The sequence below is a fragment of the Gemmatimonadota bacterium genome (genome assembly GCA_040388535.1).
In the GTDB taxonomy this organism is placed as follows: Bacteria; Gemmatimonadota; Gemmatimonadetes; order Gemmatimonadales; family GWC2-71-9; genus Palsa-1233.
The window spans coordinates 439,672-456,715 of sequence record JAZKBR010000001.1; the positions used below are offsets into that span (position 1 = coordinate 439,672).

19 protein-coding genes are annotated in these 17,044 nt (G+C 64.7%); 10 read left to right on the plus strand and 9 right to left on the minus strand.

Annotation, left to right across the window (positions count from 1 at the left end; translation table 11 throughout):
* Positions 1 to 23 precede the first annotated feature (23 nt).
* The 3 genes from V4558_02070 to V4558_02080 all read left to right on the plus strand — a co-directional run bounded on the left by V4558_02070 (position 24) and on the right by V4558_02080 (position 1,764).
* Complete coding sequence (locus V4558_02070; GenBank protein ID MES2304256.1) at positions 24 to 611, plus strand: hypothetical protein; 588 nt, start codon at positions 24 to 26, stop codon at positions 609 to 611.
* A 208-nt stretch (positions 612 to 819) separates the two neighbouring features.
* The gene (locus tag V4558_02075; protein ID MES2304257.1) at positions 820 to 1,290 is read left to right on the plus strand and encodes a hypothetical protein; all 471 of its coding nucleotides are present in this window, start codon (positions 820 to 822) and stop codon (positions 1,288 to 1,290) included.
* 36 nt (positions 1,291 to 1,326) lie between these two features.
* The gene (locus V4558_02080) at positions 1,327 to 1,764 is read left to right on the plus strand and encodes a VOC family protein (GenBank protein MES2304258.1); all 438 of its coding nucleotides are present in this window, start codon (positions 1,327 to 1,329) and stop codon (positions 1,762 to 1,764) included.
* Positions 1,765 to 1,932: 168 nt separating this feature from the next.
* On the opposite strand, the gene V4558_02085 is transcribed toward V4558_02080, so the two are convergent.
* Genes V4558_02085 through V4558_02095 form a run of 3 tightly spaced genes read right to left on the minus strand, consistent with a single transcriptional unit; the run spans position 1,933 to position 3,309 of the window.
* The gene (locus V4558_02085) at positions 1,933 to 2,517 is read right to left on the minus strand and encodes an SRPBCC domain-containing protein (protein MES2304259.1); all 585 of its coding nucleotides are present in this window, start codon (positions 2,515 to 2,517) and stop codon (positions 1,933 to 1,935) included.
* Between the two features lie 4 nt (positions 2,518 to 2,521).
* Positions 2,522 to 2,968 carry an SRPBCC domain-containing protein gene (locus V4558_02090; GenBank protein MES2304260.1) on the minus strand — a complete coding sequence of 149 codons (447 nt, stop codon included), beginning with the start codon at positions 2,966 to 2,968 and terminating at the stop codon, positions 2,522 to 2,524.
* Positions 2,969 to 2,982: 14 nt separating this feature from the next.
* Positions 2,983 to 3,309 carry a metalloregulator ArsR/SmtB family transcription factor gene (locus V4558_02095; GenBank protein ID MES2304261.1) on the minus strand — a complete coding sequence of 109 codons (327 nt, stop codon included), beginning with the start codon at positions 3,307 to 3,309 and terminating at the stop codon, positions 2,983 to 2,985.
* 134 nt (positions 3,310 to 3,443) lie between these two features.
* Between V4558_02095 and V4558_02100 the strand changes: the two genes are divergently transcribed.
* Both V4558_02100 and V4558_02105 read left to right on the plus strand, forming a co-directional pair.
* Positions 3,444 to 3,794: a metalloregulator ArsR/SmtB family transcription factor gene (locus tag V4558_02100; protein MES2304262.1), complete on the plus strand. Its 351-nt coding sequence runs from the start codon at positions 3,444 to 3,446 to the stop codon at positions 3,792 to 3,794.
* 2 nt (positions 3,795 to 3,796) lie between these two features.
* Positions 3,797 to 4,768 (plus strand): SRPBCC family protein, encoded by a 972-nt coding sequence (locus V4558_02105; GenBank protein ID MES2304263.1) that lies wholly within the window; start codon positions 3,797 to 3,799, stop codon positions 4,766 to 4,768.
* A gap of 124 nt (positions 4,769 to 4,892) precedes the next feature.
* Here the strand turns inward: V4558_02105 and V4558_02110 are convergent, their stop codons facing one another.
* Positions 4,893 to 5,372: a tRNA (cytidine(34)-2'-O)-methyltransferase gene (locus V4558_02110; protein MES2304264.1), complete on the minus strand. Its 480-nt coding sequence runs from the start codon at positions 5,370 to 5,372 to the stop codon at positions 4,893 to 4,895.
* A gap of 188 nt (positions 5,373 to 5,560) precedes the next feature.
* Positions 5,561 to 5,866, minus strand: coding sequence for a GIY-YIG nuclease family protein (locus V4558_02115; protein MES2304265.1), 306 nt, complete (start codon positions 5,864 to 5,866; stop codon positions 5,561 to 5,563).
* 404 nt (positions 5,867 to 6,270) lie between these two features.
* Here V4558_02115 and V4558_02120 point away from each other — a divergent pair, with 404 nt between their 5' ends.
* Both V4558_02120 and V4558_02125 read left to right on the plus strand, forming a co-directional pair.
* The gene (locus V4558_02120) at positions 6,271 to 8,256 is read left to right on the plus strand and encodes a hypothetical protein (GenBank protein MES2304266.1); all 1,986 of its coding nucleotides are present in this window, start codon (positions 6,271 to 6,273) and stop codon (positions 8,254 to 8,256) included.
* Positions 8,257 to 8,615: 359 nt separating this feature from the next.
* Positions 8,616 to 10,586 (plus strand): Xaa-Pro dipeptidyl-peptidase, encoded by a 1,971-nt coding sequence (locus tag V4558_02125; GenBank protein MES2304267.1) that lies wholly within the window; start codon positions 8,616 to 8,618, stop codon positions 10,584 to 10,586.
* A 114-nt stretch (positions 10,587 to 10,700) separates the two neighbouring features.
* On the opposite strand, the gene V4558_02130 is transcribed toward V4558_02125, so the two are convergent.
* Complete coding sequence (locus tag V4558_02130; GenBank protein ID MES2304268.1) at positions 10,701 to 10,868, minus strand: hypothetical protein; 168 nt, start codon at positions 10,866 to 10,868, stop codon at positions 10,701 to 10,703.
* 220 nt (positions 10,869 to 11,088) lie between these two features.
* Here V4558_02130 and V4558_02135 point away from each other — a divergent pair, with 220 nt between their 5' ends.
* From V4558_02135 to V4558_02145, 3 genes are read left to right on the plus strand one after another with little or no spacing between them, the layout of a single operon-like run.
* On the plus strand, positions 11,089 to 13,341 hold the full coding sequence (locus tag V4558_02135; protein MES2304269.1) for a trehalose-6-phosphate synthase: 2,253 nt from the start codon (positions 11,089 to 11,091) through the stop codon (positions 13,339 to 13,341).
* Positions 13,338 to 14,120, plus strand: a complete 783-nt coding sequence (gene otsB / locus V4558_02140) for a trehalose-phosphatase (protein MES2304270.1) — start codon at positions 13,338 to 13,340, stop codon at positions 14,118 to 14,120. Before V4558_02135 ends, otsB begins: the two co-directional genes overlap by 4 nt.
* Positions 14,117 to 15,907 (plus strand): glycoside hydrolase family 15 protein, encoded by a 1,791-nt coding sequence (locus tag V4558_02145; GenBank protein MES2304271.1) that lies wholly within the window; start codon positions 14,117 to 14,119, stop codon positions 15,905 to 15,907. Before otsB ends, V4558_02145 begins: the two co-directional genes overlap by 4 nt.
* On the opposite strand, the gene V4558_02150 is transcribed toward V4558_02145, so the two are convergent.
* Genes V4558_02150 through V4558_02160 form a run of 3 tightly spaced genes read right to left on the minus strand, consistent with a single transcriptional unit; the run spans position 15,861 to position 16,846 of the window.
* Complete coding sequence (locus tag V4558_02150; protein ID MES2304272.1) at positions 15,861 to 16,178, minus strand: DUF5985 family protein; 318 nt, start codon at positions 16,176 to 16,178, stop codon at positions 15,861 to 15,863. The genes V4558_02145 and V4558_02150 overlap by 47 nt on opposite strands.
* Positions 16,175 to 16,456: a DUF5985 family protein gene (locus tag V4558_02155; protein ID MES2304273.1), complete on the minus strand. Its 282-nt coding sequence runs from the start codon at positions 16,454 to 16,456 to the stop codon at positions 16,175 to 16,177. Before V4558_02155 ends, V4558_02150 begins: the two co-directional genes overlap by 4 nt.
* Positions 16,457 to 16,846 (minus strand): hypothetical protein, encoded by a 390-nt coding sequence (locus tag V4558_02160; protein MES2304274.1) that lies wholly within the window; start codon positions 16,844 to 16,846, stop codon positions 16,457 to 16,459. It lies immediately after the preceding gene.
* Positions 16,847 to 17,044: the final 198 nt, after the last annotated feature.

The window sequence follows — 17,044 nt, forward strand, 5'->3', positions numbered from 1 at the left end:
ACTCCATCCTACGAGGAAGATCAATGCGACGGTTTCGCCTGCTCATCATCGCCGCGTCCTGCGGACTCCCGATTCACGCAGCGTCGGCGCAGGCCGCTGTGGTTACCCGGCCCGATACGCTTGGTGCCGCGTTTGACGCAACCCGGACCGGCAAGGGTACACCGACGGACTACGATTTTCTCGTCGGCAGCTGGACTTTCCGCTACCAGGCTCGGGATCCGAACGATGGCAGTTACAGTCCGGTCTTCACGGGAACCTGGACGGCCGTCAAGGCGCATGACGGCCTGGTGCTGGAGGATGAGTTTGCCCGGCCGATCCCTACCGGCGGCCGGGGCATCACGATGACCTACCGCGTGTTCAATCCCAGGGACAGTGTCTGGAGTATCCAGGGAATCTTCGCCGCGCGAGGGATCTGGCAACCTGGCATCAGCTGGAGCGACGGTCACGATCGCTTCCTGGTGCAGGACAACCCCGACCGCCACACGCGGGTCCGGATCCGGTACTACCAGATCACCCCGAACCATTTCCTTTGGCGCGCGGACGGGTCTCCGGACGGCGGGAAAACGTGGATGCGCGACGTGATGCTGATCGAGGCGACGCGCGCCCGTTGATCGCACGAGTCGTGGCCTCGACCCTCGAGAGGAAGACGCCGCCCTTCGGTCTCGGGCGGCGTTTGGCGTTTCACCCCTCTTTCGTTGCGATACTACCGCCGACCGCAGCGGATCTGTTGCGCAGCCGGGGTCGCGGCTACGCCACGATTCGCCAGTACCCACCACCGCCTCGCTGGAGATTCAAGCACCACCATCCGTGCAAAGCTCGATGTCCGGCACGTCGTCTCAGGGAGCAGTCACTGTTGTTTCACACCACACCAGCGGCACGGGGCTTAACATGGCGACGACCAGAAAGAAGACACCGGCTAAGGCTCGGGTGAAGAAATCGCCGGCCAGGCGAACCGGAAGTCACACCATCAGCGCCAAGAGCATCAAGGAGAAGGGGCAGCATCTCCTGGCCGATACCAAGGATGCCATGAGCCGGGCGCTGAGCAAGCTTGAACATGCGGTGGAAGTGAAGAAGAGCCGGTCCCTCACTGTCCGCCTGCAGAAGCTCGAGAAGGCCGCACCCAAACTGGAGGCCGCGGCACGCAAGGCGCTGGAGACGGGGCTGAACAAGGCCCGGGCCGAGCTGGCAGCGGCGACCCGCAAGGTGAAAGAGGCGGAGAAGGCACTGAAGGATTTCAACGTGTCGGAGCAGAAGGTCGCGCGGGCATTCAATGCCAGGCACCGGAAATAGGGCGATCAACGGCTGTCGCAGTCGAGAGGAACATGCATGACAATCAAGAAGCTGGACCACATCAGCGTCGTCGTCGACGACCTCGCCCAGGCCGTGGCCTTTTTCACGGCCCTCGGCATGACCTCCGTCGGCGAGGCACCCATCGAGGGAGAATGGGTGGATCGCATCAACGGATTGCAAGGGATTCGCGTCAACATCGTGATGATGCGGACGCCCGATGGCCATGGCCAGCTGGAACTCACGAAATTCCACAGCCCGGAGCTGGTCACGCTCGACCCGGCGATCGCGCCGCCCAACGCCCTGGGACTCAGGAGTGTCATGTTCAACGTGGAGAACGTCGACGAAACCGTCGCTCGACTGCGCGCGCACGGCGCAACGCTCCTCGGCGAAGTGGTTCAATATGGGGATCAGTACCGGCTCTGCTACGTGCGAGGGCCTGCAGGCGTCATCGTCGCGCTCGCCGAGGCGCTTTGAGCGGCGGTCGGTCATCGATCGGCGAATCGCGATTTACTCTAAAACAGTTTGCGGCCTTGTTCGTCGCGAGGGCGATCGGATCGACCCACCGGTCAGTGCGCATCGTCCAATGTCCTCGCTGAAGATGGCAACGTCAGGTACGATATCAGACATTGCCGGCTTACGGGATTACCCCTGGGTCCTCGCCCATTCGACCGCGATATCGCCCCCGATTGACTTCATGCGGGGCAGCAAGTCAGGCGGATGTGACCAGTCGATCGGCCCCACGTCGAAGCGGTACTGGAGCGCGGCACCAACCCAGGTCCACGCGCCGAGGAAATAGCGGTACACCTGTTGCCACTCCTCACCTGCGCCGAACCCGGACTGCTGGATCGTGACCCGTGTTGCCCGCGGTGACTCAGCGGCGAGCGTGATCTGCAGAAACGTTCGTTGCGCGCGCGCCATCGGGAATTTGGGTGGCGCGTCCCACGTGGTGGTCAACATGCGCAAGGGCTCAAATGCCAGTACCACGTTCCCCTCGGCACCACGGGAACCGGGCTTCGCGTTCGGATCGAACTGTATCTGAAACTCGCCGAAGGTGCGGAGCTCGATACGGGATCCAGGCCCGAAAAACGAGCGGAGACCGCGTTCGGTTGTCCACGCGGCCCACACAGAGTCACGGGGCGCGGCGACGGTGAACTCGTACCGTACGACCGGGTCCGGCGAGGTCGAGGCTGGGCTGGCCAGCAGTGCGGCGATGATGAGGAACGACATCTGGTCAGGACTCCGCTGGTGTGAGGGTGATCCAATCGTTGAGCCAAACGAGAATGCGCGTCCAACCCTCGCGGTATCCCGCCCGATCTGCATCCGAACCAAAGCCGGTCTGGGTCACGCGCACGAGCGTGCCTCGCGGTGTCGGCAGCAGGCTGTAATCCACTCGTGTCTCGCCAGAGTCGTCCCAACTCGCGTTCCAGGTATAGGCGAGATGCCGAGGGGGATCGACCGCAAGAAAGCGTCCGCGGACCGTCATCTCCGGGGCGCCCGGGGCGGTTGCCAGGCAGATGAACTCGCCGCCAACCCGGAGGTCGACAACCCAGGTGGTGCGATACATCGCGTCGCTGCCCCACCAGCGCCGGAGTTGTTCGGGCTGCACGAGGGCCTCGAAAACGCGCGCCGGCGGCGCGGCGATCTCAAGCTCCTCAACAAGCTCGGCGGGGTTGGTCATGGCACAGCTCTCGTTCAGAAGTTTGGGTCGGATTCGACGAATGTCTTGAGTTCATGGAGCCGCGACTGCCAGTAGATCCGATAGGTGGCGATCCAGCGATCAACAAGTTGCAGGGGAGCGGGCGCGAGCGAATAGAAGCGATTGCGCCCGTCGCGGCGCTCGCGCACGAGTCGCGCACGCCGCAGGACGCGAATGTGCCGCGAGATCGCTGGACGGCTCACCTGGAAGGGCGCGGCGATGTCGCCAGCCGCCACTTCGCCTGAACGAAGTCGGGCAATGATGGCGAGGCGCGTGGGGTCGGACAACGCGCGAAAAATGGCGGCAGTACGGGCGTCCTTCATATGCGTAACCATTATATTACGCGTTTGTTGACCCTGCAAGACCCCACCGCGTGCGCCCCGTGCGGACCCGAGCAGCTGCTCAGCGAAGCCCCGGGCCTTGCGCACTTCCCCACCCGACGCTAACGTACAACCATATGGTTGCACGTTACCGTCTCGCCAATGCGGAAATCGACCTCCTCTTCCGCGCCCTCGCCGACTCCACGCGGCGCGATATCGTCGCGCGGCTCGCCGACGCCCCGGCGTCGGTCTCGACCCTCGCGGCGCGCTACGACATGTCGTTCGCGGCGGTGCAGAAGCACGTGGCCGTCCTCGAGGAGGCCGGCCTGGTCACCAAGAAGTCCCTCGGCCGGGAGCGGATCGTGACTGGCAACCCCGCACAACTCGCCCGCGCGCGCGCCGCGCTCACCCAACTCGAGGGGCTCTGGCACTCTCGATTCAGCCAGCTCGATGCCGTCCTGGCCGAGCCCACGACGAAGAGGAAATAGTCATGCCGATCACGTCGATCACCTCCGATCCCTCCATGCTGACGATGACCGTCATCGGCGAATACTTCGTGTCGGTCGAACGGCTCTGGGAGGCGTTCGCCGACCCGCGCCAGCTCGAGAAGTTCTGGGGGCCGGTCGAGTGGCCGGCGACTTTCACCCGCCACGATATGTCGGTTGGCGGTTATTCCCATTACTACATGACCGGGCCCGATGGAACACAGTCGCGCGCCTGGTTCCACTTCCTCAAGGTGGAACCGCTCAAGATGTTCGAGGTGGAAGACGGCTTCAGCAACGCCGACGGGTCGCGCAACAACGAGATGCCGGTGATGCGGATGGTCTTCAACTTCGAGCCCACGTCAAAGGGCTCCCGCTACACCCTCGTCACGCACTTCGACGATGTCGACGCGATGGAGAAGATCATCGGGATGGGAATGATGGAAGGGATCAAGTCGGCCACCAGCCAGATCGATGCGGTGGTCGCCGACCTCAGGTCATACGCCACCAATCTCCCGGCTGCAGCACAACTCCTCAACGACACACAGGTGCGGGTGAGTCGTGTGATCCGCGGCACGGTGCCGGATGTCTGGCGGGCGCATCACGAGCCCGCCCTCCTCAAGCGCTGGCTCCTCGGCCCCGATGGCTGGACGATGCCGGTCTGCCAGGTGGCGACTGCGGTGGGCGAGAGCTGGCGGAACGAGTGGGAGTCGGCTGACGGTACCCGTCGCTTCGGCTTCGAAGGTGAGCTGCTCGAAGTGGCTGCTCCTCATCGCGCCGTGACCACCGAACGAATGATGGACACCGCAGGGCCGAGCACCCACAACGTGCTGACCCTCGTTGGAGTCGGTGCCGGCACGCTCCTGACGCTGGTGATCACCTATCCGACCAAGGAACTGCGCGACATGATCCTCGGCACCGGCATGGTGGGCGGGATGGAGGCGAGCTACGCGAGGTTGGAGCGTGAGGTGCTGGCGTAGTCGCCCTGGGGGTTGTCGCCCTGAGCGCAGCGAGGGGGCGGAGCTCCGATCAAAAGTTGTCGCCCTGAGCGCAGCGAGGGGGCGGAGCATCGCTTCAGTACCAAGCTCCGCCCCCTCACTTCGTTCAGGGTGACAACCCTGAAGAAGAGCCGCGCGCCTGCCGCAGTACTTCGTAGGCAGCAATGGCCACGCTGGTCGACAGGTTGAGCGACCGCACCAGCGTCGACTTCATCGGTATCGCGACCAATCGGTCGCGATACCGTTCGCGCATCTCCAGCGGCAGCCCCACGGTCTCGCACCCGAAGACGAGCACCACTTTTTCGGCGTCACCGAGCGGCGCGTCCCAGAATGTGCGTTCGGCTTCGCTCGAGAAGAACCAGGCCTCACCGAGCGTGGGGAGCGTCTCCGCGAACGCCTCCCAGTCGGGCCACACCCGCACATCGACGTGCTCCCAGTAGTCGAGTCCTGCGCGCTTGACCTCACGCGCATCGAGACTGAAGCCCAGCGGCTCGATCAGGTGCAGCGTGGCGCCGACCGCCAGCGCGGTGCGGCCGGCGTTGCCGGTGTTCCAGTGGATTTCGGGGTGGACCAGGACGATGTGCATGGCGTCGAAGATAAAGAGTGTCGCCCTGAGCGCAGCGAGGGGGCGGAGTGCCGATCAAAGGCTGTCGCCATGAACGCAGTGAGGGGGCGGAATGCCGATCAAAGGCTGTCGCCCTGAGCGTAGCGAGGGGGCGGAACATGGAACCGCAACGATGCCTTGCCCCCTCACTTCGTTCAGGGTGACAACGCTCAGGGTGACAACTGATCCCACCCCCACTCGACGCTCAGGTCCCGCCACTCCGGGTTACTCGCCTCAATCAGTTCAAGCTTTCGGATGCGCTTCCACCGCTTCAATTCCTTCTCCCTTCGGATCGCGTCCATGATCGTCGTCGCTGCTTCGACGAGCACCAGTCGATGGATTCCGTGTTCACGAACATGAACCGATCCCTCACCGCTCCGATGCTGCTGCCACCGCCTGCAGGGGTTGGCCGTGACTCCGATGTAGAGCTCGCGTGAATCGCTCGCGAGGATGTAGACGTATCCGGTTTTGGGCATGCGGGAGGGTATGCGCGGTCATCAAGACTGCGGAGCCTGGAGACTGCGGAGAGGGGCTCCATTTTGCGAGTCGCCCTGAACGAAGTGAGGGGGCGGAGCTTGGCACCACAGCAATGCCTTGCCCCCTCACTTCGCTCAGGGTGACAGCACCTAAGGTGAGCCTTGCCCCCTCGCTGCGCTCAGGGCGACAGCACCAAAGGTGAGCCTTGCCCCCTCGCCACGCTCAGGGTGACAGCACCTAAGGTGAGCCTTGCCCCCTCGCTACGCTCAGGGCGACAGCACTAAAGGTGAGCTCCGCCCCCTCACTTCGTTCAGGGTGACAGCTCCGTCCCCTCGCTGCGCTCAGGGCGACAACCGTGGTAGTATTTCGACGTCCCCCCACCCGCCTCTCGCCGAGATTTCTGATGACGACGCACACTCGCGACGCGATGGCGACCGCACTCGTGGTATTCCTCGCGGCGGGCGGGATCTGGTGGGCAAGGAGAGCCGCCGCGGTCCAGCCACGTGCGGAAATCGGCACGGCGACGACACGACACTCGTCGCTGCACGACACCTCCCCGGCGCTGGGCACGATGTCGGTCGACCGCGCTGGCGAGGTCGATCTGGCACGAGAAGCCGAACGAGAGCTTCCGCCCGATGCTGTCGCGCCGCCCGCGGACCAAGCTGTTGAGTCGGCGCAGGAACAGCGCGACACAATCCGGATCGTCTCGCCGGCAGGAGCACGCGCGGTCGAGCAAACTTTGATGGGGACGAAGCCCGCGGCTCGACTCGTCGCCAACATCGAGGGCGCAGGTCTTGGCTTCACCGGCCCGCAGGGAAATGGCCGCGGCGGACTCGACTACTCGCTGGCCGTCGGCCCCAATCACATCGTCGCGATCGTGAACGGCGGCGGCCTCCACATCTGGACCAAGCGCGGACGGCCCGACGCGAAGAGCGGGCGCCCAATGTTTGACAGCACCGGACGCGTGCTCTACGGGCCCGTGAACGTGCGCCAGATCTGGAAAGGATTCGGCGGACAGTGCGACACGCGCGGCAGCGGCGATGCCGTGGTCCGCTATGACCAGCTCGCCAATCGCTGGCTCGTGGTTGTCCCCCTCTTCAGCCGATATCCGCACATCGCGGGTCAACAACCGTATCCCGAGATCGGCGTCCCCACGGTGAGCCGCCGCGGGCAAGCCAGCCAGCCGGGCGGCGCGCTCACGCTCGACGCCCCCGACTCCGCAGCCCAGGCTGCGAATGCGCCAGTTCGTCGACCCTCCGCCAGCACGACGGATTCTGCGGCTCGCGCTCGCGCAGCCACTCCGACTCGTCGCCCCGCCCTCCCTCCCGATGGTGTTCCACCTGCGCCGGACACTACTGTCGGCACCTACGGCATCTGCTACGCCGTGAGCACGTCCGCCGACCCGCTCGGCAGCTACTATCGCTACGAATTCATCCGGCCGTATTTCCCGGACTATCCTCGGCCCGCCATCTGGCCTGACGGTTACTACATCCCCACCAGCACCAGCGACGACTTCATCCAGAAGCACGCATGCGTGGCCGACCGTGCGAAAATGCTCAAGGGCGAGGATGCGACCGAACAGTGCATCATCGTCAACGGCATCCCGTTCCTCAACATGGCCGATCTCGACGGCACGCAATTGCCGCCCCCCGGTGCGCCGAATCCCGTGCTGGCCGCGGGCGGCAGCCAGTTGCGCGGCGCCCTCGAAGACTCGGTGCTCTATTCGTGGCAATTTCACGTCGACTGGAAAGAGCCGGCCAACACCAGGCTGACTGGTCCGGTGATGATCCCTGTGGCACCATATCACTTTCTCTGCGATGGGCAGCTGACGCAGTGTGTGCCGCAACCGGAGAACAAGACTCGACTCGACCCGCAGGGTGACAAACTGATGGCGCGGGTGACGTATCGTCGCATCGGGAATGTCGAGCACCTGCTCGCAGCGCATTCGATCAACACGTCGCTCAATGGCGGCGGAGTACGCTGGTATGAATTGCGAATCGATCGAGATCGAGCGCTGCGTCTGCATCAGCAAGGGACCTATGCGCCAGGCATGGCGAAAGACTCGCTCTATCGCTGGCTGCCGAGTGCCGCGATGGACAAGTTCGGCAACATCGGCATCGGCTATTCCTTTGGTGGCCTGCCCCACCACGTCGGGATCCGCTTCGCCGGCCGGCAACCGGGCGATCCGAAGGGTCGGCTCACTCTGGCCGAGGCGATCGTGATCGAGGGCGGAGGATCACAGACGGCCTCCCGATGGGAGGATTACACCCAGACTGCCGTCGACCCGGATGATGACTGCACCATCTGGCACGTCGGTGCCTATGTGCGGGCTGGGACTACGGCTTCCTCGTCGAGGATTTCGGCGTTCAGGATGCCGGGGTGCAAGTGAAGTCGCCCTGAACGAAGTGAGGGGGCGGAGGGCCGAATCAAGGTTGTCGCCCTGAACGAAGTGAGGGGGCGGAGGGCCGAATCCAGGTTGTCGCCCTGAACGAAGTGAGGGGGCGGAGAGCCGAATCAAGGTTGTCGCCCTGAACGAAGTGAGGGGGCGGAACATGGAACCGCCGCGATGCCTTGCCCCCTCGCTGCGCTCAGGGCGACAACACTTGGGGTGAGCTCCGCCCCCTCGCTGCGCTCAGGGCGACAGCGCTCAGGGCGACAAGGCTCAGGGTGACAACCCAACCCAGCCAGCAATCCCGACGTATCCTTCCTGACCTCCCCGTTACAGCGAACCACCAAATCGGATCTGCCATGATCTCTGCCACGAGCCGTTTCCGCGCTGCGCTCTCACTGACCGTAGCCCTTGCGCTGACACAGTTCAGCGCTGCCGCAGCCCAGAATCGCGGCGGCCCCCCCGGACCACCACCCGCTTCAGGGATCGGCCCCAACGGCAAGCTCGCCCCGATCGTGAAAGACGGGATGATGCAGCCCGTGCTCGAATTCGCCGACACCAGCCAGATCATCCGGCAGTCGCTCTGGGTCGAGACCAATTTCGACAGCGACCACGACGGCAAGCTCGATCGGGTACACGTGCAGGTCACCCGACCCGGCGCCGCCGAGAAGGCCGGGCTCAAGATCCCGACGCTGATGCTCTCATCGCCGTACATCGGGCCGACCAACGGCAACTCGGTCGATTGGGATGTCAACCAGGAGCTGGGTGCACCATCGCCGGCGCGCATCCTCACACCGTTCCGCCCCTTCAGTGACAGCATGCGCCTGAATCCGGGGCCGACCAACTGGGTGTCGCGTGGCTTCGCCGCGGTTGCGGTGGAGAATGCCGGCACCGGCCTGTCGTCCGGCTGCCCAACTGTGGGTGACGGTATCGAGAACATCACGCCGAAGTTTGCCATCGACTGGCTCAATGGCCGCGCGAAGGGATTCACCACCATCGATGGCAACGTGCAGGTGTACGCATCCTCGTGGTCGAGCGGCAAGGTCGGGATGACCGGCACGTCGTATGAAGGGACGATGCCTCTCGCCGCGGCGGTCACCGGCGTCGAGGGACTCGAGGCGATCATTCCGATCTCGCCCAACACATCGCAATACCGCTACTACCGCTCGAACGGCCTGGTCCGTTCACCCGGCGGCTACCTCGGCGAGGACGTGCACGCGTTGTACGACTTCGTTCACTCGGGTCGCGTGCGCCAGGCGTGTGACAGCATCTGGCGCGATGGCATCTTCGCCCAGGCCGATCGTCAGAGCGGCGACTACAACCAGTTCTGGGCCGATCGCGACCAGACGCCGCTGGTGAAAAACATCCACGCCGCGGTGCTCTTCGCGCACGGCTTCAACGACTGGAATGTGATGCCGGAGCATACCATCCGGATGTGGGACGCGCTCAAGAAGCGGCTCCCGTCTGCGAAGCTCTACATGAGCCAGGGTGGCCACGGCGCGCCACCGCCACAGGAGATCCAGGCCAAGTGGTGGGCCCACTATCTCTATGGCGTCAACAACGGCGTCGACACCCTGCCGCGCGTGATGATTGTGCAGTCCAACGCGGTCGCGGCGCCTGCGCCTGAGGCAGCGCCTGGCCGCCCGCGATTCACCCCGACTCCGGCGCCGGCATTCTTTTCGGATTACCCGCTTCCTGGCTCGGCCGCGGTGGAGCTGCATCTCACCAAGGGAGGCAGGGCCGTGGGCACGCTGCAGTTTGCAAAGGCGGGATCGCAGGGCAGCGAGAAGTTGACCGACGACGTCCACGTCTCTCCTGCGACGATGGCGCTTGCCGGCTCTTCGCCCAACCGCCTGCTCTACGCGCTCCCGGCGCTCAAGGAGGCCGTGCATCTCTCGGGTCGCACTGTCGTCACGCTCAAGCTTGCTGCGAGCAAGCCGGCCGTGAACCTCTCGGTATATCTGGTGACGCTGCCGTATGACTCGACGCGCATTGGCAGCGCAGGACAGGTGGGAGTGGTCACGCGTGGCTGGGCGGATCCGCAGAACTACAAGTCACTCACCAGCGACGCAGACTACACCTCCAAGGAGAAGGGCACGCCGCTCACTCCCGGCAAGTTCTACACGATGACCTTCCCGCTGCAGGCGGATGACCAGGTGATCCTCCCCGGACAGCAGCTCGCGTTGATGATTTTCTCGAGCGATGCGGGGTTCACCCTGCACCCGGCGCCGGGGAGCGAGATCACCATCGACCTCGATGGATCATCGTTCACGATTCCGGTGGTCGGTGGTACGGCGGCGCTCAAGGCCGCGCTGGGCAAGTCACCCTGAACGAAGTGAGGGGGCGGAACATCGAGTAGAGAAAGTCACCCTGAGCGAAGCGAGGGGGCGGAGCATCGTTTCAGTACGACACTCCGCCCCCTCACTGCGTTCAGGGTGACTGCGTCAGTTCTTGATGACGATGATCGGCCGCTCTTCCGGCTCCACTTCGACCGTCCGCTCAGTCTTGACGGTGGTCTCCTTCTTGTATTTGCTGTCACGGCCCAGATCGGAGTCGTGCTCGGTCTCGGTGGTCACTTCGGTTGTCTCGATAACTTTCTTGTCGTCGCTCATTGGCTGGACTCCTGCAGAATGGTGGACTTCAGGCAAGGGGACGGCGGAGCGGGGATTCCAGACACGCCAGATGCAGCATTGCGCGTGTGATGACGCGCGAGTGCCTGAATCGTCGAGGTTGCTCACTGCAACGGTCGGCGGTACCGGGGGTGGACCAATACCGTCGTGATTCGTTAAGGTGCGTTGGTCGCCGTGTTCCCCGGCTGCAGGAGAATCTGCATTGCGCCTCTCACTTCGATTCGTCGCCCCCCTGCTGATTGTCCTGGCGCTGCTCGCCTGGTTTGTGGTTCCGCTTGCCGACCAACTCACCCTGCGCTGGTTCGTCCGCGACCTCGATATCCGCTCCCACCTGATAGCCACGACGGTGGAGGATCCCCTCCAGGACCTGCTGGCGACCGGCAACCGCACGCGGATGGTGCAGTACTTCACCCGGATCGGACAGGACGAACGCCTCTACGCCCTCGCGTTCTGTCCGGCAAATGGCGACAGCCTGTTCGGGACCGCCACCTTTCCTGCCGACATCCAGTGCGGTAACCTGGCGCATTTCACGACCCTGGAAAGTCGCTTCATCACCGGCGCGCACGGACCACTCCTGGTCTCGCTGGAGCCGCTGGAATCCGGCGGGGGGACCGCCGGCACCCTGGTGCTACTGCACGATATGGGGTTTGTCGCGCGCCGGAGCGAAGAGACGCGGCAGTATCTCTTCTTCTTCATTGGCGGACTCGCGCTGGTGGTGTCCCTGATCACGGTCGTGGTCGCGCAATTGAGCTGGCGCGGCTGGGAGCGAGGCTTTCGGGCGCTCACCCGTGGTGAAGGGCTGCTGCGACCCTCGGTCGAACCCAACATGCCGGAGCTGCGCCCGATTGCGCGCGACCTCCGGGCATTGATCGCCGACCTCGAGGCCGAGCATCGCGCCCGGGACGTCGACCAGGTCACCTGGACCGTCGATACGCTGCGCGGAATCCTGCGCGACGATTTGCCGGGGCAGGAAGTGATGGTGGTATCGAATCGGGAACCGTACATCCATATGAAGACGCCGGATGGTGTTGAGGTCTGGCGACCCGCGAGCGGCCTGGTCACCGCACTCGAACCGATCATGCGGGCCTGCTCCGGGACCTGGATCGCGCACGGGAGCGGCACAGCGGACCGCGAGACGGTCGACAGCCACGATCGCATCGCCGTGCCACCCGACGCACCGAGCTATCGGCTGCGGCGCGTGTGGATGACGCCGGAAGAGGAAGCGGGATACTACTACGGCTTCGCCAACGAGGGACTCTGGCCCCTCTGCCACAACGCGCACGTGCGGCCGGTATTCCGGACCGGCGACTGGGACGAATACGTCCGGTTGAATCGTCGCTTCGCCCACGCGGTGGTCGCCGAGTCAGGCAAGCCCGATCCGATTGTCCTGGTGCAGGACTATCACTTCGCGCTCTTGCCTCGGATGATCAAGGAACTGCTTCCGGATGCAACGGTGATTGCCTTCTGGCATATCCCCTGGCCGAACCCTGAAGCGTTCGGCATCTGCCCCTGGCGCGATGAACTGCTCGACGGCATGCTTGGCAGCTCGATCCTCGGCTTCCATACCGGTTTCCACTGCAACAACTTCGTCGACACCGTTGACCGTTACCTGGAAGCGCGCGTCGATCGGGAGATGTTCACCGTCTCGTATCGCGGGAAGCTCACGGCCATCAAGCGATATCCCATTTCCATCGCGTGGCCGCCAGCCCCTGAATTGCTCGACACCACTGTCTCCGATTGTCGCACGGCCATCCGGCATCGTGACCTGTTGCCGGCCGACCACGCGGTCGGTGTCGGCGTGGATCGCCTGGACTATACCAAGGGGATCGAGGAGCGCCTGCGGGCCGTGGAACGCTTCCTGGACCTGCATCCCGCGTGGGTCGGTCGCTTCACCTTCGTGCAGATCGCGGCGCCCACACGGGTGAACATCGGGGAGTACCGGGACTACGAGAGCCGGGTCCGGGCGCTGGCCGCGCAGATCAACGCCCGGTTCGCTGGCGACCACCCGCCGGCCATCATTCTCAAGGTCGAGCACCATCAGCCGCGGCAGGTCTACGAGTACTATCGCGGCAGCGATTTCGCGCTCGTCAGCAGTCTGCATGACGGCATGAATCTGGTGGCCAAGGAGTTTGTCGCGGCGCGCGACGACGAGCGCGGGGTCCTCATTCTCAGTCAGTTCACCGGTGCCGCGCGCGATCTCCCGGAAGCAATCATCGTCAACCCGTATGACACCGAACAGTGCGCGGCGGCGATCGCGATGGCCCTGGCCATGCCCCCCTCGGAACAGCGGGTCCGGATGCGGCTCATGCGAGGCCTCATCCAGGAATTCAATGTCTACCGGTGGGCCGGACAGATGCTCATCGACGCGGCACGAATGCGACGCCACAGCCGGTTGATTGCCCGGGGAATGAACGACGACTCCCGCACCACCATCTCCGCAGCGAGATCACGGTGATTTCGCCACTGCGTCGGTCGCGGGCCCGACTCCCGCCCCCGAACCGACTGGCGACGGAAGATCGCGCCTACTTTCTGGACATCGACGGCACGCTGCTCGAAATGGCGGCCTCCCCCGGGCTGGTGCGGGTCGACCGCGACGTCCGCGATGCGATCGAGCAGCTCTTGCAGAGCGCGGGTGGTGCGGTCGCCCTGATCAGTGGCCGGACGATTGCCGACATCGATCACCTCTTTCCGTCGCATCGCGTCGCCGTCGCGGGACAGCATGGCGCCGAACGGCGCGATGCCAGCGGCGTCCGCACAACGCCTCGCGCACCGTCCCGTCTCTGGGAAGAGGTGCGCACGCAGCTGCGCGCGGTCGCGGCGCGTCACCCCGGCCTGACGGTAGAAGACAAGGGGATGTCGCTCGCCCTGCACTACCGCCGGGCCACCTCACTGGCGAGTTTCGCGCATCAATTCATGAAGTTGCTGCAGCTGGAGCTTGGGCCCGACTTCATGACCCAGCGAGGGAAGCGCGTGATCGAGCTCAAGCCGGCGGGGACGGACAAGGGGGCAGCCATCGTCGCCTTCATGTCCGAGGCGCCCTTCGCAGGCCGGGTCCCCGTCTTTCTTGGGGATGATGCCACCGATGAATACGGCTTCGATGTCGTCAACGGCCTGGCTGGTGTCTCGGTGAAAGTCGGTGCCGGCGCCACCATAGCACGGTGGCGCCTGGAGGATGTCAGCGCCGTCCGGGAGTGGCTCGAGCGAGAAATCCAGGTAACGGAGAGCGCCAGGTGAACACGCTTGATCTTGCGCTGATCGGCAACGGCACCATCGGTCCGCTGGTGGACGCCCTCGGGAGTGTCGTGTGGGGCTGTTTCCCGCGCTTCGACGGCGACCCGGTCTTCTGCTCGCTCCTGCAGGACGGCACCGTTGCGGCGGTGCCCTGGGGATCCTACTCGATCGAGTTGCTGGACCTGGACCGTCACGAGCAGGCCTACCAGGAAAACACTCCGATTCTCGTCACGCGACTCTGGGATGCGCACGGCAGCGGCGTCGAGATCACCGATTTCTGCCCCCGCTTCCGCCTGCACGACCGGGTCGTCGCCCCGATGATGCTGATCCGGACCATTCGCCCGCTCGGGGGAACACCACGCATTCGCATCCGCGTGCGCCCGGCGCGCGACCACGGCGCTGCACCAGCGCCGGTGATCTTTGGTAGCAATCACCTGCGATATCAGGGCACCGGGCTCGCGCTTCGGCTCACCTCTTCCGCGCCGGTCACGGCCCTGCTCGAGGAGCGGCCGCTGGTCGTCGATGGCCCGATCACGCTGATTCTTGGCCCCGACGAAACCATCGACGAGTCGATCAACGAACTCGGGCGGCGCCTCGCCGAACAGACGACGCAGTACTGGCGCGACTGGGTGCGCAGTCTCGCGATTCCGTATGAATGGCAGGAGGCGGTGATCCGTGCTGCCATCACCCTCAAGCTGAACACCTTCGAGGATACCGGCGCCATCGTTGCGGCAGTCACCACGTCGATCCCGGAGGCGCCGAGCAGCGGCCGCAACTGGGACTACCGCTACTGCTGGCTGCGCGACGCGTATTTCGTGGTGGGCGCACTGAACCGGCTCGGGGCGACGCGCATCATGGAGCGCTATCTCCGCTACATCGTGAACGTGGTCGCCGGGTCGCCGAACGCCGAGCTGCAGCCGGTCTATGCCGTAAATGGTGGGGTTGTCCCCGACGAAATCATCTGTGACACGCTTGCGGGTTATCGCGGCATGGGACCGGTGCGCCTCGGCAACCAGGCCTCCGCCCAGGTGCAGCATGATGTCTATGGCGCGGCGATCCTCGCCGCGAGCCAGATGTTTGCCGATCGCCGGCTGGCGCATCCCGGGGACGACGCGCTGTTCCGGTTGCTGGAACGGCTGGGAGACCGCGCGGTCGCAAGCTTCGATCAACCTGACGCCGGCATCTGGGAGCTGCGCGGCATCGCCCGCATCCACACTTACTCATCCGCGATGTGCTGGGCGGCCTCTGATCGGCTCGCCCGCATTGCGCGACGACTCGGGCTGGGTGAGCGGGCGGACCACTGGAGGGCAGAGGCGGACCGAATCCGTGACGTCATCCTCCGGCGCGCATGGAACGCCGATCTCGGGAGCTTCACCTCGACCTTCGACGGGAAAGACCTTGACGCAGCCCTGCTCCACCTGCATGCGATCGGTCTTGTCGCGGGAGACGACCCGCGCTTCATCGGCACCGTGGACGCGATCGATCGGCAGCTGCGACGGGGCGATTTTCTGTTGCGGTATGATGAGCAGGACGACTTCGGCTACATGACCAGCGCGTTCCTGGTATGTACCTTCTGGCATATCGAAGCGCTGGCGGTGATCGGACGGCACCAGCAGGCGCGGCTGCTCTTCGAGAAGGTCCTGACCTATCGCAACCGGCATGGGCTGTTCGCCGAGGACATCGATCCGGCGACGGGCGAGCAGTGGGGCAACTTTGTCCAGACCTACAGCATGGTCGGGGTGATCAATTGTGCCCAGCGCCTTTCCCGCTCCTGGGAGGACGCGCCCTGACGCGCCCGCGCGCGCCCAGGTTCTTCTCCGCAATCGCATAGAGAATCAGCAGGAAGCCCACCACACGCAGCAGGTACGCCAGGCCGCGGCGCGGATCATCGACCTCGATCAGGTCGGCCAGGGCCTGATTGAGGGCGAGCAGCAGGAATGCCCCTGCGAAGCTCAGAAAGAGCCGGTCGCGCGTCCGCCGCCAGAATTTCAGGAAGAAGACGCCGGCGATGATGTAGGTCGTCGTGACCGCTCCGGCGAGGAAGGCAATCGCGGCGCTCACCGGCGCGACTCCGACGCCGATTCCCAGATGAAGCCGTAGAGGAGGAAGAGCATTCCCACCAGGGCCGAGGCAAGACGGTAGATCCGCAAGTCGACCGACGGGATCAGGACGAGGTCGACGAAGAGGAGCACGTTGTTGATGGAGAGACCCACGAAGCAGAGGGCGCTCCAGAGCAGCAACCGGCTCCGTTGCTTGCGGTACTCGCGATAGAGAAGGAGCGTGCACAACAGGCACGTCAGGGTCGCCAGCAGGTAGAGAATGACCTTGATACTCTCCATCTAGGGCTTCCTGATCCGGAATGCATTGGCAAAAGTGTCGAGGGCCTTGGCGTCGGCGATCGCATAGATGGTGCGGATCAGGGTGACGGGCCTTTCGTTGTAGGCGCGGACGATATGCTCCGCGGCGATGGCGAGCTCCGGCGTCGAGGGCAGGTACTGGAACCCGGTCGCGGGGTCACCGACCGCGAGCCCGCACGAGCGGAGGGCATCGAGGAACCCCACCACCGTGGGCTGTGCGACGGTGGTGCCCTGCATGGCCGCCCGGACCTCCTGCAGCGACCAGACCCGGTCTGGCGACGAGGAGAGCAGGATGAATACTTCCAGTGCGTCCGTGCTCGGCACGCACGACCGCAACAGCGAGCGGACGTCCTCGCGGTCAAGATCCGCCACGCACGTCCCCTCCGCACGCGCCGGATGCCGATAGACTACTCACGGCGCCTCCCAGGTGAGCCCTCACAATGCAGATTGAACCTGCGTCGCCGCCTTGTCAACTGTGGTGCCGGTCGACCAGAGGGTGTCACCTCGCCCGGATTACGCGTCCTACATCCGGACCTCATTTCCGGCTCGCAGCCGACATCTCAACCCGGA

Bases quoted from the DNA above. Each gene is read 5' to 3' on its own strand.
- V4558_02080 (MES2304258.1), top strand. From the start codon at position 1,327: ATGACAATCAAGAAGCTGGACCACATCAGCGTCGTCGTCGACGACCTC.
- V4558_02130 (MES2304268.1), bottom strand. From the start codon at position 10,868: ATGAGCGACGACAAGAAAGTTATCGAGACAACCGAAGTGACCACCGAG.
- V4558_02105 (MES2304263.1), top strand. From the start codon at position 3,797: ATGCCGATCACGTCGATCACCTCCGATCCCTCCATGCTGACGATGACC.
- V4558_02155 (MES2304273.1), bottom strand. From the start codon at position 16,456: ATGGAGAGTATCAAGGTCATTCTCTACCTGCTGGCGACCCTGACGTGC.
- V4558_02070 (MES2304256.1), top strand. From the start codon at position 24: ATGCGACGGTTTCGCCTGCTCATCATCGCCGCGTCCTGCGGACTCCCG.
- V4558_02090 (MES2304260.1), bottom strand. From the start codon at position 2,968: ATGACCAACCCCGCCGAGCTTGTTGAGGAGCTTGAGATCGCCGCGCCG.
- V4558_02110 (MES2304264.1), bottom strand. From the start codon at position 5,372: ATGCACATCGTCCTGGTCCACCCCGAAATCCACTGGAACACCGGCAAC.
- V4558_02085 (MES2304259.1), bottom strand. From the start codon at position 2,517: ATGTCGTTCCTCATCATCGCCGCACTGCTGGCCAGCCCAGCCTCGACC.
- V4558_02075 (MES2304257.1), top strand. From the start codon at position 820: ATGTCCGGCACGTCGTCTCAGGGAGCAGTCACTGTTGTTTCACACCAC.
- V4558_02115 (MES2304265.1), bottom strand. From the start codon at position 5,866: ATGCCCAAAACCGGATACGTCTACATCCTCGCGAGCGATTCACGCGAG.
- V4558_02095 (MES2304261.1), bottom strand. From the start codon at position 3,309: ATGAAGGACGCCCGTACTGCCGCCATTTTTCGCGCGTTGTCCGACCCC.
- V4558_02120 (MES2304266.1), top strand. From the start codon at position 6,271: ATGACGACGCACACTCGCGACGCGATGGCGACCGCACTCGTGGTATTC.
- V4558_02125 (MES2304267.1), top strand. From the start codon at position 8,616: ATGATCTCTGCCACGAGCCGTTTCCGCGCTGCGCTCTCACTGACCGTA.
- V4558_02100 (MES2304262.1), top strand. From the start codon at position 3,444: ATGGTTGCACGTTACCGTCTCGCCAATGCGGAAATCGACCTCCTCTTC.